Source organism: Microbacterium oxydans (assembly GCF_006540085.1).
In the GTDB taxonomy this organism is placed as follows: domain Bacteria; phylum Actinomycetota; class Actinomycetes; order Actinomycetales; family Microbacteriaceae; genus Microbacterium; species Microbacterium oxydans.
This window is the reverse complement of record NZ_BJOG01000001.1, coordinates 367,763-381,249: the sequence shown is the minus strand read 5'-3', so window position 1 is coordinate 381,249 and position 13,487 is coordinate 367,763. Positions and strand designations below refer to the sequence as shown.

Below are 13,487 nucleotides of genomic sequence, written 5' to 3'. Positions count from 1 at the left end.
TCGAGATCCAGGGAGAGGAGGCCCGGCAGGTGCGCCGTCCTCGCACGTACGGCGAGCAGGAGGTCGCCGTAGTCGGGTGTGATCCCCACACGAGAGGAGGCGAGCAGGTGGGTGGTCGTCTTGCCTCCGGCGCGTGCGAGTCGCAGGCGCTTGACCGGATAGGCCGGCGGGGTCAGCCAGATGCGGCTGAGCTACGTGTACGGGTTGTCCACGCCATCGATGCGGATGCCGTGGGTGTCGATCGACACGAGGGCGGGGATCGACCGCACGAGGCGTCGGCGCTGCACAGCCCCGAATCCGAATCCGATGGCCGCGACCGCGGCGAACGGTGCGAGGAGGATCAGCGCCGAGAGCTCGCCCTCGACGAAGCCCGGCACCAGCACGAGCAATCCGACGCCGACGGCGATGACGAGGAACACGACCGCGGCGATCGTGATGCGCGAAGCCAGGCGCCGCTCCCCCGTGGCGTCGACCGTGAACTGCGTCGGAAGCTGCGCTCCGGCCCTCGCGGCCGCGACAGGGTCATCGAACACCGGCTGCGCGATCGGGTTGAGCGTCGCCATCAGCTCGTTGAAAAGCGGCCGCGTGTAGCCGGGCAGCTCGATCGTGATCTCGCGGTCACCGGTGTGCACGACCAGGGCGCGCGTCGTTCCGCTGGGCAGTCCGTTCGTGCGGTGCTCTGTGATCTTCGAGCGGAAGGCCGTCGTCGCCCTCGCGAACGTCTCACGGCTGCCGGGCTTGCCGATCTCGACCTCATGGGGGCGCACCACGATCCGGATGTTGCGGAACCAGAAGAATCCGGCGAACACGGCCACGGTCAGCGCGATCGCGACCACGAGCACCACGACGCCGCGGGTCGAGATCTTCATGGTGCCCGGCAGGAACCTCGGGAGCAGGAAGAGCGTCGCCGCGGAGAGCACTGCCGAGAGCACGACCGCTCCCACTGCCGAGCGGAGCGGATTCCGATGGAAGACCCGCTCACCGGGCACCGCTTCGGCCTGATTCAGCATTCGGACCCTCCCCCACCACCGTCGGCTCGCGTGACGCGGTTCCTACCGTAGTGCCCGGCCCTGGAGAGCACCGCGTCAGATCTGCGCAGCAACCGCCGACCGCGCGTAGAACGATGTGGCGGGTAGCGTGGGGGCATGGAGTGGATGTCCAATCCCTCGGCGGGAGCGTGGCTGCGCGAGCGGCTCGACGCAGACTACGAGACCATGCACGGGACGGTGCCCCGCGGATTCCCCGCGTACGCACGCATCTTCCATCCGGCCATCGCCCGGTCGCTGCGCGGTCGGACGATCCCGACGGCCGACGAGCTGGTGCGCATGCCCGAGCCCGCGCAGCGCGCACTCATGGCTGAGTTCGTCGACGAGCCGGTCTCCTGGGCGCAGACCGCCGCGGTCTTCGGCACGGTCCTGCATCCGCTCGCGCAGTGGCAGCGGATCGTGCGCACCCCGCCCGAGGAGGATTGGGGCGCGCGGATCGCTCCCGACGGTCGCGAGTTCACGGCCCCGATGGAGGGAGAACTCGATCCGCACCTCCTGGCGACCATCGCCGCTCACCTCGTGGACCACACCAAGACCCCCGACTCCGGGTTCGCCGCGCTGTGGGAGGGACGAGGGGGACTGCTCGGTTTCTTCGGGATCACCCCCTCACGATCCTTCCTGACGTTCTCGGACGACCCGAACCATCAGGCGATGCTCGACCGCAGCGCACGCGACCCGTTCAACAACGTCTTCCGCAGGCCCACCTGGCAGGAGGGCATCCTGTCGAGGGAGATCTCCGAAGGCCCGAGGTTCGCACTGCCCGGCCGCGACCACGTGCTGTTCTCCGCACCCCCTCGCGCTTTCGCCGATCCGGAGTGGGTGCTGCAGGTGCCGTGGCGTGATCGCCCTGCCGAGGAGCACGGGTTCCCGCCCTCGGCGCAGAGCCCGAGCCTGCTGTGGCCGGAGGACCGCTCCTGGGTCATGGTCAGCGAGGTCGACTTCGACTCCACGATCGTGGCCGGCTCCCCCGCACTGGTCGAGGCGCTCTGCGCAGACGAGCGGCTGGAAGCCCTCCCCATCCCGGAAGGCGCCGACCTCACCTGGGGCGCCGACACGGTGAACAGCTGAGCGCCCGCCGATGAGCTTCGACGCCCGCCCCCTCACCGACCCCGTCGATCCCGCGAAGGTGCGTGCCTTCGCGGCCGAGCTCCGTTCCCGACCCACCGGGGGACCTTCGGCCTCCACGATCATCGGGATCGTCGCCATCGCGATCGCCGCGGTCGTCCTGATCCCGACCCTCGTCGGCGTGGTGCTGAGCCTGGCGTCGTTCGGCGAGTCTCCCGCCGCCGCGGCGATCCCCCTCGTGCTGATCGCGCTGCTCCTGGCCGCGGTCGGGGTGATGATCTGGATGAGCGTCCGCAACGCGCGGGTGCGGCGGTACCGGCTGCACGGCTTCGCCGAGGCGAACGGCATGACCTATGAGCCGAAGGTCGCCGACCCGCCCCTGCCCGGCATGATCTTCCACCTGGGGCGCGCACGGCAGGCGACCGATCTGATCAGGGGCGCCAGGCCGCGATTCGTCGAGTTCGGCAACTACCAGTACACGGTGCAGTCGGGGAAGAACTCCACGACCTATCGCTGGGGGTACGTGGCCGTGAAGCTCGATGTGCCGCTGCCCAACATCGTGCTCGACGCCAAGGGCAACAACGGATTCGGATCGAATCTGCCGGCGTCGTTCCAGAAGAGCCAACGGCTGTCGCTCGAAGGCGACTTCGACGAGCACTTCACGCTCTACTGCCCCCGCGGATACGAACGCGATGCGTTGTACCTGTTCACGCCCGACATCATGGCGCGGTTCATCGACAACGCCGCAGAGCTCGACGTGGAGATCGTCGACGACTGGCTGTTCCTGTACACGCAGCGCAAGGTCGCGACCCTCGACCCCGCCACCTGGGCCTGGTTGTTCGGCACCGTCGGAGCACTGCTGACGAAGTTCGATCAGTGGGCGCGGTGGCGCGACGAACGCCTCGCGGCCGAGACAGCGGCCACGGCGCTGCCGTCGACGCCCGCACTCCCGTTCGCCCCGCCTGCGGGCATGCTCACCCCACCACCAGGCGTCGCACCGCAGGGTCGTCGCCTGAAGCGGGGAGGGACGTGGATACCCTTCATCGTCCTGGTCGCGATCGTCGGGTTCTGGATCCTGAGCAGACTGAACTGAGCTATCGCGCCGGAGCGGCGGTGGCGGAGAGCCCGAGTGTGGGGGTGGGTGCCGGCTGGGGACCGAGCTCCCACCCCATCCCCCCTCGGGATCGAAAAGAGATCCGCTCTCCCTCCGCATGACGGCTGAGCCGCCCCGCCCACGGTCAGCTGGGGACTGACGCTGCTGGGCGTATGCCCAAATGGTATACCGGCAGAGGTTGCAATATGTTGCGACTGAGACTCGACGTACCTGGCTCCGAGCTAGCGACGATCGTAGGCGGTCAAGAACAGGTCGACGGCCCTGGTCACCGGCTGCGCAGCGCCCTCCCCACCGAGAAGCCCGGCGTTCAGCGGCGCACCGACGACCAGCCAGGTGAACTCGCTCGCGAGGGCTTCCGCATCGTCGACGACCAGTCCGTGCGTATCGGAGAGTTCGGTCATCGCCTCAGCGAGATTGCGGATGTTGGTGTCCCAGCTCTGCGCCAGGTAATCTCGCGCGACCTCGGGATGAGCGGGGGCCTCAGCGACCACGAGGCGACGCATCGCCATGACCGGAGCGCTCAGCATTCCGGCGCGCATGGTCTCACCGAGCGTCACGAGCCCCGCCCGGATGTCGGGGTTCGCCTTCAGCGCTTCGAGAGCGGGTCGCATGGCGTCTCGCCCCGCGAGCGCCCAGTGTCGTACGACAGCCGCGTACAGAGCGGACTTCGAGTCGTGCTCCCGGTACAGCGACGCCTTCGAGATGCGCGCTCGCCTCGCCACCTCGTCCATGGACGCCCCGGCGTACCCGAATTCGAGGAAGACATCGCGGGCGGTGTCGAGCAGGGCATCACCGGTGAGACCGGCGGGGCGCCCTGGGGTTCGCGGCGTCGTAGTCACGCCTGAGAGTTTAGTACTTGACAGTTCCGCGCTGCGGATCTACTTTGAGTACCAGCAAGTACTAAAGGAGTCGACATGATCATTCTGGCCGTCGCCCTCGCCACGCTGGCATTGTTCATCGCGAGCGCCGCGCTGTACGCCCTGCCCCCGGTCTCGGCCGCCATCTCACGGACGAGCACACCCCGACCGGGCCTTCCGGTCGTCGCGCAGATGGCATCCGTCGTGCTTCGCAGCCTCATCGCCTCGTGCCTCGTGGCCGGTCTGATGCTCGCGGCCGGGTGGCACGGCATCGGCACCGGGGCCCTCCTCGGGCTGGCTTTGAGCGCGCTCCCCCTCACCCTGCTCATGGGCGGTGTCGTACACGAGGGCACCGCACCCTCTGCGGCGGGCATCCACCTGCTCGATTGGACCCTCAAACTCGTCATCATCGGGGCGATCGTCGGATCGTTCCTCTGATCCAGAAGGAGACTGCCATGCCCACGCCACTCGACATCACGTTCACCGCCACCCTCGGAAAGGTTCGCGAAGGCGATACCTGGACCTGCGTGCAACTCGGCGACTCCGCGACGATCTTCGGCACGCGCGGACTCGTGAAGGTCGCCGGCACCGTCGACGGCGAGCCTTTCCGGGGAGCTTTCATGGCGCTCGGCGACGGGACGCACAAGCTCCCGATCGCGGCCGCGATCCGCAAGCGCATCGGCAAGAGCGACGGCGACGAGGTGACGGTGCATCTCACCGAGCGCCTCAACGGGTGAGGTCTCTCCACTCGCCTCAGATGGCCAGGGTCGCGCGCGCGTCCTTGACAGGGAGGAAGAGCGTGCGCCGGGCCTCCGGGAATGTCGTGAAGCCGAATCTCTCGTAGAACGGCACGATCTCGTCGTTGATCGCGTGCACGAGGATCGCCCGTACGCCGATCGCCTCCGCGGCCTCGAGCGCCCGCATGGTCGCGTGTTGCAGAAGCGAGGAGCCGAGCCCGCGGCCCGCATACTCGAGGTCTACCGCCAGACGCCCGAGCAGCACGATGGGGATCGACGCGGGCATACCTGCGGCGAGTGGCGGCGGTCCGCCTGCGCGGTCGATGGCACTGGAAGACAGGCAGTAGTAGCCAGCCACTCTCCCTTCCCGCGTAGCGGAGACCATTGTGCGCGATGCCCCGCGCTTCTCGTTCGAGCGCGCCCGGCCCCGCAGCCAGATATCGAGGCTCTCCTCGCCGCAACGGAATTCCGACAGCCGGTCACCGGCAGCGAGTGGTCGCGGAGTCAGGAAGTCAGTCAACGAAGACGGTTTCGCGTCGCAGCAGTTCGCGCAGACCATCGATGGAACGCGCAGGACGCTCCATGACTTCGATGAAGGCCTCGAACCGTACAGCGTCGACCTGCAATCGGCGTTCGCGCTCGATGACCTCCTGCGCGCGCTCCACGAGCGCAGACGCGGAGAAGTCCGTCACCGTGCGACCCTCGATCGCGGCCGCTTCCTCGATCGCCGCTTTCTGATCCGCCGTGACGCGGAATTCCAGCCGGGCGCTCTTGAGCGGAGATGCAGATGCGGTCATGGGATCAGTGTACGGCGGATCTCCGTACACTGGGCATCTCCCGCGACCACACCCGCGTTACCCCGAGTGACGTGCCCGACCCCACCGCGTTCTGCATGCAAGAGAATTGAAAGTGATGTCTGAACGCGAAGATCACACCCACTGGCAGGCCGAGCGCCGCACCGCCGTCACGTCCGCGACCGGCAACCTCGCCCTGGTCGAGACCCGTTGGACCGGGGAGCGCCCCGACCTCGACGCCGAACAGCGCGCCGCGGCCGACACGGTCACCGTGACGCCGATCGAGCGCACGAACATCGAGACCGGCGTGGCCGAGCACGGACTGCGCGTCTGGGACGCCGACTCCCCCGCCATCCGCGCCTTCGACCGCATCGACACCTACGAGTACGACCCGGCATGGGTGCTCGAAGGACACTTCACCCCGGTCTCCGGCGAACGCAGGGTGTCGTTCGAGCACATCCGCGACAACGGCGGCACGCGCGACCTGGTCGTCCCCGGCGACATCCGCCTCGAGCTCGACGGCCACGAGTACACCCTCGCCGCCTTCGACGACGGCGGCACGCTGCTGCTCGTGTTCGGCGACCAGACGAACGGATTGGAGACCTACGGATCCGGGCGCTTCCTGTTCGTCGAGCTGCGTGACGACGAAGGCTCCGTCGTCCTCGACTTCAACCGCGCTTTCGTGCCTCCCTGCGGCTTCAGCGCCCAGTACAACTGCCCGCTCCCGCCGGCATCCAACCGCTTCCCCCTGCCTATCCGAGCAGGCGAGAAGAACGTCGTTTTCCGCGACGGCTTCGACATCTACGCGGCGTGACGCCGCACCCGCTCACCCTGGAGTACTCATGAGAAGAACCCGCATCCTCGGCGCGCTCGGCGCCGTCGCCACGCTCGCCCTCGTGGCCGGCTGCGCGTCCGGCGCGAACGACGACGGCACCGCGAGCGAAGACGCCACGATCATCATCGGTTCGCTGTACGAGCCCACCAACCTCAGCAACACCCAGGGCGGCGGCCAGGGCGTGACCGAAGCGCTGACCGGAAACGTCTACGAAGGCCTGTACCGGCTGACCGACGACGGCGAGGTCGAGCCGCTCCTCGCCGAAGATGCCCAGGTGTCCGACGACGGCCTGACGTACACGATCACGCTGCGCGACGACGTGACCTTCCACTCCGGCGACCCGCTCACCTCCGCAGACGTGAAGTCGAGCATCGAGGCCGTCACCGCCGAGGACTCGGTCTCCGCCCGCAAGTCGAGCTTCAAGACGATCTCCGACATCACGACCCCCGATGACAAGACTGTCGTGTTCACGCTCTCGCAGCGATCGATCTCGTTCCTGTACAACCTCAGCTACGTCTGGATCGTGAACGACGAGGCCGGCGACATCACGAGCACCGAAGACGGCACCGGCCCCTACACGCTCGACGAGTGGAAGAAGGGCTCGACCCTCACCCTCGAGCGCTGGGACGACTACTGGGGCGACCCGGCCAAGAACGCGGAGGTCGTCTACACGTACTTCACCGACGCGACGGCCGAGAACAACGCCCTCGTCACCGGCGAGATCGACGTCATCACCAGCGTGCAGAGCCCCGATTCGCTCACGCAGTTCGACTCCGACGACTACGTCGTCAGCGAGGGCACGTCCACGACCAAGGAGCTGCTCGCCTTCAACGACCGCGTCGCTCCCTTCGACAACACCCTCGTGCGCAAGGCCATCTACTCCGCGATCGACACGAAGAAGCTCCTCGAATCGATCTGGGGCGACTACGGCACGCTGATCGGCTCGATGGTGCCGCCCACCGACCCCTGGTACGAGGACCTCACGCAGGTCAACCCGTACGACGTGGACCTCTCGAAGAAGCTCCTCGCCGAGGCGGGCTACGCCGACGGGTTCACCTTCACCCTCGACACCCCGAGCTACGACCCGCACCCCGCCGTCGCGGAGTTCCTGCAGTCGCAGCTCGCCGAGGTCGGCATCACGGTCGAGATCAACACCATCAGCGCCGACGAGTGGTACACGAAGGTCTTCAAGGAGCAGGACTTCCAGGCGACGCTGCAGGAGCACGTGAACGACCGCGATGTGGTCTGGTACGGCAACCCCGACTTCTATTGGGGCTACAACGACGCCGACGTGCAGAAGTGGGTCGCCGACGCCGAGCAGGCAGCCACGACGGATGAGCAGACCGCCCTGCTCAAGCAGGTCAACGAGAAGATCGCCGCTGATGCCGCGAGCGTATGGTTGTACCTGTACCCGCAGATCGTGGTCGCCTCCAGCGACCTCAGCGGCTACCCCGTCAACGGCCTGAACTCGCAGTTCTTCGCCTACGACATCGTCAAGTCCTGACGTGCGTGGGGGATGCCGCGCGTCGGCATCCCCCACGTCATCCTGAGAAGCCATGCTCGCCTATCTGCTGCGCCGCCTCGCGTTCCTCGCGATCTCGCTCGTCGTCGCGATGATCGCGATCTTCGTGTTGCTGCGCCTGCTCCCCGGTGACCCTGCGAATGCCCTGCTCTCGGTCAATGCGACCCCCGAACAGATCGCGGCCGCGCGAGCCCAGGTCGGCTCCGACCAGCCGCTGCTCCAGCAGTTCACGACGTGGGCGGGCCAACTGCTGCGCTTCGATCTCGGCGAGTCCTTCCTCAGCTCGCGTCCGGTCGGACCGGACATCGCCGATCGCCTTGCCGTGACCCTTCCGCTCACGCTCATCGCCTTCGCGATCGCGCTGCTCGTCTCGCTCGTGATCGGCATCACCGCCGCGGTGAAGTCCGACCGCTGGTACGGCATCGTGCTGTCGGGGTTCGCGCAGCTCGGCGTCGCGGTTCCGGTGTTCTGGGTCGGCGTGGTGCTGGTCTGGGTGTTCGCGCTCGGACTGGGCGTGCTGCCCTCCGGCGGCTTCCCCCGCAAGGACTGGGAGGACCCGGCCGACGCGTTGCGCTCACTCGCGCTGCCGGTGATCACGATCGTGATCGTCATGAGTGCATCCCTCAGCCGCTACGTGCGCTCGGCCACCCTCGATGTGCTCGGCAGCGACTACCTGCGCACCGCCCGAGCCGGAGGTTCCGGCATGGGCGAGGCGCTGCTGCGTCACGGCGTGCGCAACGGCGCGGTGCCGGTCGTCGCGGTGCTCGGCATCGAGCTGTCGACCACCCTGCTGGGCGCGGTGGTCGTCGAGAGCGTCTTCACGCTGCCCGGACTCGGAAGCCTGCTGCTGTCGGCCATCGAGCAGCATGACTTCCAGGTGATCCAGGGTGTCCTCGTCGTCAGCACCCTCTTCGTGCTGCTGGTCGGGTTCGCCGCCGACATCGTGCAGCGCCTGATCGATCCGCGCCTGCGCACGAGCGTCTCGGGGAACCGATGAGCCGCGTCGCCGAACAGCTGGTCACCGCATCCGTACCCGTGCGGCGACGTCCGAAGGCGACGCTGCTGATCGGCATCGTGCTCACGGGTCTCATCGTGCTGATTGCTCTGGTGTCGCTGTTCTGGCTGCCCTATCCGCTCGCCGACACCAGTGGCGGCCGCCTCGAAGGGCCCAGCGCGCTGCACCTGCTCGGCACCGACCGGCTCGGACGCGACCTGTTCTCGCAGCTGATGTGGGGCGCACGCATCGCCCTCATCGTCGGCACCTGTGCCGTCGCGATCGCCGCACTCCTCGGCACGATCATCGGGCTGATCGCCGCCTTCGCCCGCCCCTGGGTCGACGACACGCTCTCGGCGGGACTCGACGTCGTGATCGCCTTCCCCGTGCTGCTGCTCGCGATGCTGGTCGTCGCCGTGCAGGGCGCGTCGCTGTGGTCGGCGGTGCTCGCGATCGGACTCGCGATGTCGGCGGTCGTCGCCCGCCTCACCCGCATCCTGGCGCGCCGCGTGCTGCAGGAGCAGTACATCACCGCCGCGCGCACGAGCGGTACCGGGGTGCTCGGCATCGTGTTCCAGCACGTACTGCCCAACATCGCTCCCACCCTCGCCGTGAGTCTCGCGCTGCAGTTCGGCGCCGCGGTGCTCGCCGAGGCGAGCCTGTCGTACCTGGGCCTCGGTGCCCCGCCGCCCAACGCATCGTGGGGACGGATGCTGCAAGAAGCGCAGGGCACCGTCCTCGTCGCCCCGGTGGGTGCCATCGCTCCCGGTATCGCGATCATCGCGCTGGTGCTCGGTGTGAACTTCCTCGCCGACGGTCTGCGCGACCTCGCCGACCCGACCCGCCGGAGGAGTCGATGAGTATTCTCGACGTCACGGGCCTCACAGTCCGCTCGGGCGCCGGAACCCTCGTGCGCGATTTGTCGTTCTCGCTCGCGGCGGGTGAGCGCCTGGGGCTGATCGGCGAGTCCGGCTCGGGCAAGTCGCTGACCTCGCTCGCGGTGACCGGCCTGCTCCCTGACGCCCTCAGCGCATCGGGCTCGGTGCTGCTCGGCGGGCACCAGGTCGTCGGCGCGCGGGATGCGGAGCTGCGACCGCTGCGCGGTCCCGTCGCTCAGATCGTGTTCCAGGAGCCCCTCACCGCGCTCGATCCGCTGATGCGGGTGGGGCGTCAGATCGCGGAGCCCTTGCGACGCCATCTCGGGCTGCGTGGCGGTGAGCTCGCGAAGGCCGTCGCCACCGCGCTCGGCGAGGTCGCCCTGACCGACACCCGCATCGCCCGCTCCTACCCGCACGAGCTCTCCGGCGGTCAGCGTCAGCGTGTGGCCATCGCCATCGCCCTGGCCGCGCGCCCGCAGCTGCTCATCGCCGACGAGCCGACCACCGCGCTGGATGTGACCGTGCAGGACGGCGTGCTCACGCTGCTCGAACGCCTCGTCGACGAGCGCGGCATGGCGCTGCTGTTCATCAGCCACGATCTGGCCGTGGTGTCTCGCATGGTCGAACGCATCGTCGTGCTGCGCGACGGCCTCGTGGTCGAATCGGGTACGGTCGCGCAGGTGCTGCACGAGCCGGCCGAGCCGTACACGCGGATGCTGGTCGACAGCGCCCGGGCTCTGGACGCATTCCTCGACGCCGAGGAGGGCGGACGATGACGCTCCTCGAACTGCACGGCGCCGGCTTCGCCTACGGATCCCGTCGCGTGCTCGACGACGTCTCTCTGAGCATCGATGAAGGCGACTCGCTCGGCCTGGTCGGTGAGTCGGGTGCGGGAAAGTCCACGATCCTACGACTGCTGCTCGGGCTCGCCACCCCGCTCGGCGGGCAGGTGCTGTTCGAGGGCACCGCCCTGAACCCGCGCGACCGCGCCCAGATGCGTCGCTTCCGCGCGAGCGTGCAACCGATCTTCCAGGACCCGTACTCCTCGCTCGACCCCCGACAGCGCATCGACCGCATCGTCGGCGAACCGCTGCGGTCGCTGGGGCTGGCGTCCGGTGCGGATGCCCAGCGCCGCATCTCTGAGGCCCTCGACGCGGTCGGGCTTCCTGCCGACACCGCACGCCGCTACCCGCACGAGTTCTCGGGAGGCCAGCGTCAGCGCATCGCGATCGCCCGAGCCGTGGTCTCCCGCCCCCGGGTACTGCTCGCCGACGAACCGGTCAGCGCGCTCGATGTGACCACTCGCGTGCAGGTGCTCGAACTGCTCGATCGACTGCGCCGCGAGAACGGCCTCTCGCTCGTGATGGTGTCGCACGACCTCACCGCGATCGCCTCGGCCTGCGACCGGACGGTGGTCTTGAAGGACGGCCGCGTGGTGGAGCAGGGCGCCACGTCCGACGTGCTGCACGCTCCACAGGACCCCTACACGCGGGCACTCGTCGACGCTGTTCCGCGGCTGCCGCGCTGAGTGCCGCTCCCGTCGCGATATGACAGCTGGATTCGCCGATTCGGCTGTCATATCGCGACCGGAGTAGGTCAGAGCATCCGGGAGCGGATCAGGAACCGCATGCCGGTGGGGCCCTCGACGCTGAAACCCGCACCGCGGCCGGGCACGACGTCGATCGTCAGGTGCGTGTACTTCCAGTACTCGAACTGCGATTCCGACATGTACACCTCGACGGGCCGCTCCAGGCCGACGTCGAGCGCCCCGAGAAGTACGTCGCCCTGCCCGGTGATGAACATGCCGACCGGGTAGCACATGGGTGATGAGCCGTCGCAGCAGCCGCCGGACTGGTGGAACATGAGGGGTCCGTGCTGGGCCGTGAGGTCGCGCACGAGCGATGCCGCTGCTTCCGTCACGGCCACGCGTTCCACGGTCTCGTCGCCGATCACGGTTCATTCCCTTCAGAGAATATGTCCGGGCGGACGCTCGTGCGCCCGCCCGGAGAGGTGACTCAGAAGAAGCCCATCGGGCCTTCGGCGTACGAGACCAGGAGGTTCTTCGTCTGCTGGTAGTGGTCGAGCATCATCTTGTGGTTCTCCCGTCCGACGCCGGACTGCTTGTATCCGCCGAATGCCGCATGCGCCGGGTACTGGTGATACGTGTTGGTCCACACCCGTCCGGCCTCGATCGCCCGTCCCGCGCGGTAGGCCGTGTCGCCGCTGCGGCTCCACACCCCGGCGCCCAGTCCGTACAGGGTGTCGTTGGCGATCGAGATCGCGTCGTCGAAGCCGTCGAACGAGGTGACCGACAGCACCGGGCCGAAGATCTCCTCCTGGAAGATGCGCATGTCGTTCGTGCCCTCGAACACGGTCGGAGCCACGTAGTAGCCCTCGCTGAGATCGCCGCCGAGGTCGACGCGCTCGCCACCGGTCAGCAGCCGCGCACCGCCCTGCTTCCCGATGTCGATGTAGCTGAGGATCTTCTCCAGCTGGTCGTTCGACGCCTGAGCTCCGATCATGGTGGCGGGGTCGAGCGGGTTGCCCTGCACGACCTTGCCCACCCGCTCCAGGCCGTCGGCGAGGAAGCCGTCGTAGATCGAGCGCTGGATGAGGGCGCGAGACGGGCAGGTGCAGACCTCGCCCTGATTGAGCGCGAACATCGTGAACCCCTCGAGCGCCTTGTCGTAGAACGGGTCTTTCGTCGAGCGGGCGACATCTTCGAAGAACACGTTCGGGCTCTTGCCTCCGAGTTCGAGCGTCACCGGGATGAGGTTCTGCGATGCGTACTGCATGATCAGTCGCCCGGTCGTCGTCTCTCCGGTGAAGGCGACCTTGCGGATGCGCTTGTGCTGCGCGAGCGGAGCGCCCGCCTCGATGCCGAACCCGTTGACGATGTTGACGACGCCGGCGGGCAGAAGGTCGCCGATGATGTCGAACAGGAACAGCAGTGAGGCCGGGGTCTGTTCGGCCGGCTTGATCACCACGCAGTTGCCTGCGGCGAGCGCGGGCGCCAGCTTCCACACCGCCATCAGGATCGGGAAGTTCCACGGGATGATCTGTCCGACCACGCCGAGCGGCTCATGGAAGTGGTACGCCACGGTGTTCTCGTCGAGCTGGCTGATGCCGCCCTCCTGAGCCCGAAGCACTCCGGCGAAGTAGCGGAAGTGATCGACCGCGAGAGGGATGTCGGCCGCGAGCGTCTCCCGCACGGGCTTGCCGTTCTCCCACGTCTCGGCGACCGCGATCTCCTCCAGGTGCTGCTCGATGCGGTCGGCGATGCGGTTGAGGATCACCGACCGCTCGGCTGGGCTCGTCTTGCCCCAGCCGGCGAATGCCTGCCAGGCGACCTCGACCGCCCGGTCGATGTCTTCGCTGGTGCCGCGCCCGACCTCGGTGAAGGGCTTGCCGTTGACGGGGCTGACGTTCTCGAAGTACTGGCCCTTGACGGGTTCCACGAACTCGCCACCGATGTAGTGGCCGTAGCGCGCCCGATAGTTCGCGACGGCTCCGGGCTGCCCGGGGGCGGCGTATGCGGTGGACGATGGGGCGACGGACACGTCTTCTTCGACGATGGTCATGGGGGTCTCCTTCGACGGGTGCGCCGCGCTTCGGTGCTGCGGCTCTTCCCCGAAGCTAGGTCGA

16 protein-coding genes are annotated in these 13,487 nt (G+C 68.0%); 10 read left to right on the top strand and 6 right to left on the bottom strand.

Annotated elements, in window-relative coordinates; translation table 11 throughout:
* Window positions 1-191 precede the first annotated feature (191 nt).
* A complete protein-coding gene (locus tag MOX01_RS01775; protein ID WP_141368155.1) occupies window positions 192-1,010 on the bottom strand; it encodes a hypothetical protein in 819 nt (272 codons plus the stop codon).
* Window positions 1,011-1,145: 135 nt separating this feature from the next.
* Here MOX01_RS01775 and MOX01_RS01770 point away from each other — a divergent pair, with 135 nt between their 5' ends.
* Together MOX01_RS01770 and MOX01_RS01765 are read left to right on the top strand one after the other, a co-directional pair.
* Window positions 1,146-2,114, top strand: coding sequence for a hypothetical protein (locus tag MOX01_RS01770; RefSeq protein ID WP_058631926.1), 969 nt, complete (start codon window positions 1,146-1,148; stop codon window positions 2,112-2,114).
* Between the two features lie 10 nt (window positions 2,115-2,124).
* The gene (locus MOX01_RS01765; RefSeq protein ID WP_061018301.1) at window positions 2,125-3,204 is read left to right on the top strand and encodes a hypothetical protein; all 1,080 of its coding nucleotides are present in this window, start codon (window positions 2,125-2,127) and stop codon (window positions 3,202-3,204) included.
* A gap of 242 nt (window positions 3,205-3,446) precedes the next feature.
* Here the strand turns inward: MOX01_RS01765 and MOX01_RS01760 are convergent, their stop codons facing one another.
* Entirely contained in the window at window positions 3,447-4,064 is a 618-nt protein-coding gene (locus MOX01_RS01760) for a TetR/AcrR family transcriptional regulator (RefSeq protein WP_061018300.1), read from the bottom strand.
* A 75-nt stretch (window positions 4,065-4,139) separates the two neighbouring features.
* Here MOX01_RS01760 and MOX01_RS01755 point away from each other — a divergent pair, with 75 nt between their 5' ends.
* Both MOX01_RS01755 and MOX01_RS01750 read left to right on the top strand, forming a co-directional pair.
* Window positions 4,140-4,520, top strand: coding sequence for a DUF1761 family protein (locus MOX01_RS01755; RefSeq protein ID WP_141368154.1), 381 nt, complete (start codon window positions 4,140-4,142; stop codon window positions 4,518-4,520).
* Window positions 4,521-4,537: 17 nt separating this feature from the next.
* Complete coding sequence (locus MOX01_RS01750) at window positions 4,538-4,819, top strand: DUF1905 domain-containing protein (protein WP_046748514.1); 282 nt, start codon at window positions 4,538-4,540, stop codon at window positions 4,817-4,819.
* 16 nt (window positions 4,820-4,835) lie between these two features.
* Here the strand turns inward: MOX01_RS01750 and MOX01_RS19475 are convergent, their stop codons facing one another.
* Together MOX01_RS19475 and MOX01_RS01740 are read right to left on the bottom strand one after the other, a co-directional pair.
* Window positions 4,836-5,378: a GNAT family N-acetyltransferase gene (locus MOX01_RS19475; protein WP_170224080.1), complete on the bottom strand. Its 543-nt coding sequence runs from the start codon at window positions 5,376-5,378 to the stop codon at window positions 4,836-4,838.
* Complete coding sequence (locus MOX01_RS01740) at window positions 5,332-5,616, bottom strand: type II toxin-antitoxin system TacA family antitoxin (RefSeq protein WP_061018296.1); 285 nt, start codon at window positions 5,614-5,616, stop codon at window positions 5,332-5,334. The genes MOX01_RS19475 and MOX01_RS01740 overlap by 47 nt, the downstream gene beginning before the upstream one ends.
* Before the next feature lie 115 nt (window positions 5,617-5,731).
* Between MOX01_RS01740 and MOX01_RS01735 the strand changes: the two genes are divergently transcribed.
* From MOX01_RS01735 to MOX01_RS01710, 6 genes are read left to right on the top strand one after another with little or no spacing between them, the layout of a single operon-like run.
* On the top strand, window positions 5,732-6,427 hold the full coding sequence (locus tag MOX01_RS01735) for a DUF1684 domain-containing protein (RefSeq protein WP_141368152.1): 696 nt from the start codon (window positions 5,732-5,734) through the stop codon (window positions 6,425-6,427).
* A gap of 28 nt (window positions 6,428-6,455) precedes the next feature.
* Window positions 6,456-7,952, top strand: coding sequence for an ABC transporter substrate-binding protein (locus MOX01_RS01730; protein WP_141368151.1), 1,497 nt, complete (start codon window positions 6,456-6,458; stop codon window positions 7,950-7,952).
* Window positions 7,953-8,004: 52 nt separating this feature from the next.
* Window positions 8,005-8,967: an ABC transporter permease gene (locus MOX01_RS01725; protein ID WP_061017527.1), complete on the top strand. Its 963-nt coding sequence runs from the start codon at window positions 8,005-8,007 to the stop codon at window positions 8,965-8,967.
* The gene (locus tag MOX01_RS01720) at window positions 8,964-9,824 is read left to right on the top strand and encodes an ABC transporter permease (RefSeq protein ID WP_058631921.1); all 861 of its coding nucleotides are present in this window, start codon (window positions 8,964-8,966) and stop codon (window positions 9,822-9,824) included. The genes MOX01_RS01725 and MOX01_RS01720 overlap by 4 nt, the downstream gene beginning before the upstream one ends.
* On the top strand, window positions 9,821-10,618 hold the full coding sequence (locus tag MOX01_RS01715) for an ABC transporter ATP-binding protein (RefSeq protein WP_141368150.1): 798 nt from the start codon (window positions 9,821-9,823) through the stop codon (window positions 10,616-10,618). Before MOX01_RS01720 ends, MOX01_RS01715 begins: the two co-directional genes overlap by 4 nt.
* Window positions 10,615-11,370 (top strand): ABC transporter ATP-binding protein, encoded by a 756-nt coding sequence (locus MOX01_RS01710; protein ID WP_113680731.1) that lies wholly within the window; start codon window positions 10,615-10,617, stop codon window positions 11,368-11,370. Before MOX01_RS01715 ends, MOX01_RS01710 begins: the two co-directional genes overlap by 4 nt.
* A 68-nt stretch (window positions 11,371-11,438) precedes the next feature.
* Here MOX01_RS01710 and MOX01_RS01705 read toward each other — a convergent pair whose 3' ends face one another.
* Together MOX01_RS01705 and exaC are read right to left on the bottom strand one after the other, a co-directional pair.
* A complete protein-coding gene (locus MOX01_RS01705; protein WP_230977769.1) occupies window positions 11,439-11,795 on the bottom strand; it encodes a DUF779 domain-containing protein in 357 nt (118 codons plus the stop codon).
* A gap of 62 nt (window positions 11,796-11,857) precedes the next feature.
* Window positions 11,858-13,423, bottom strand: coding sequence for an acetaldehyde dehydrogenase ExaC (exaC, locus tag MOX01_RS01700; protein WP_061017535.1), 1,566 nt, complete (start codon window positions 13,421-13,423; stop codon window positions 11,858-11,860).
* Window positions 13,424-13,487 lie beyond the last annotated feature (64 nt).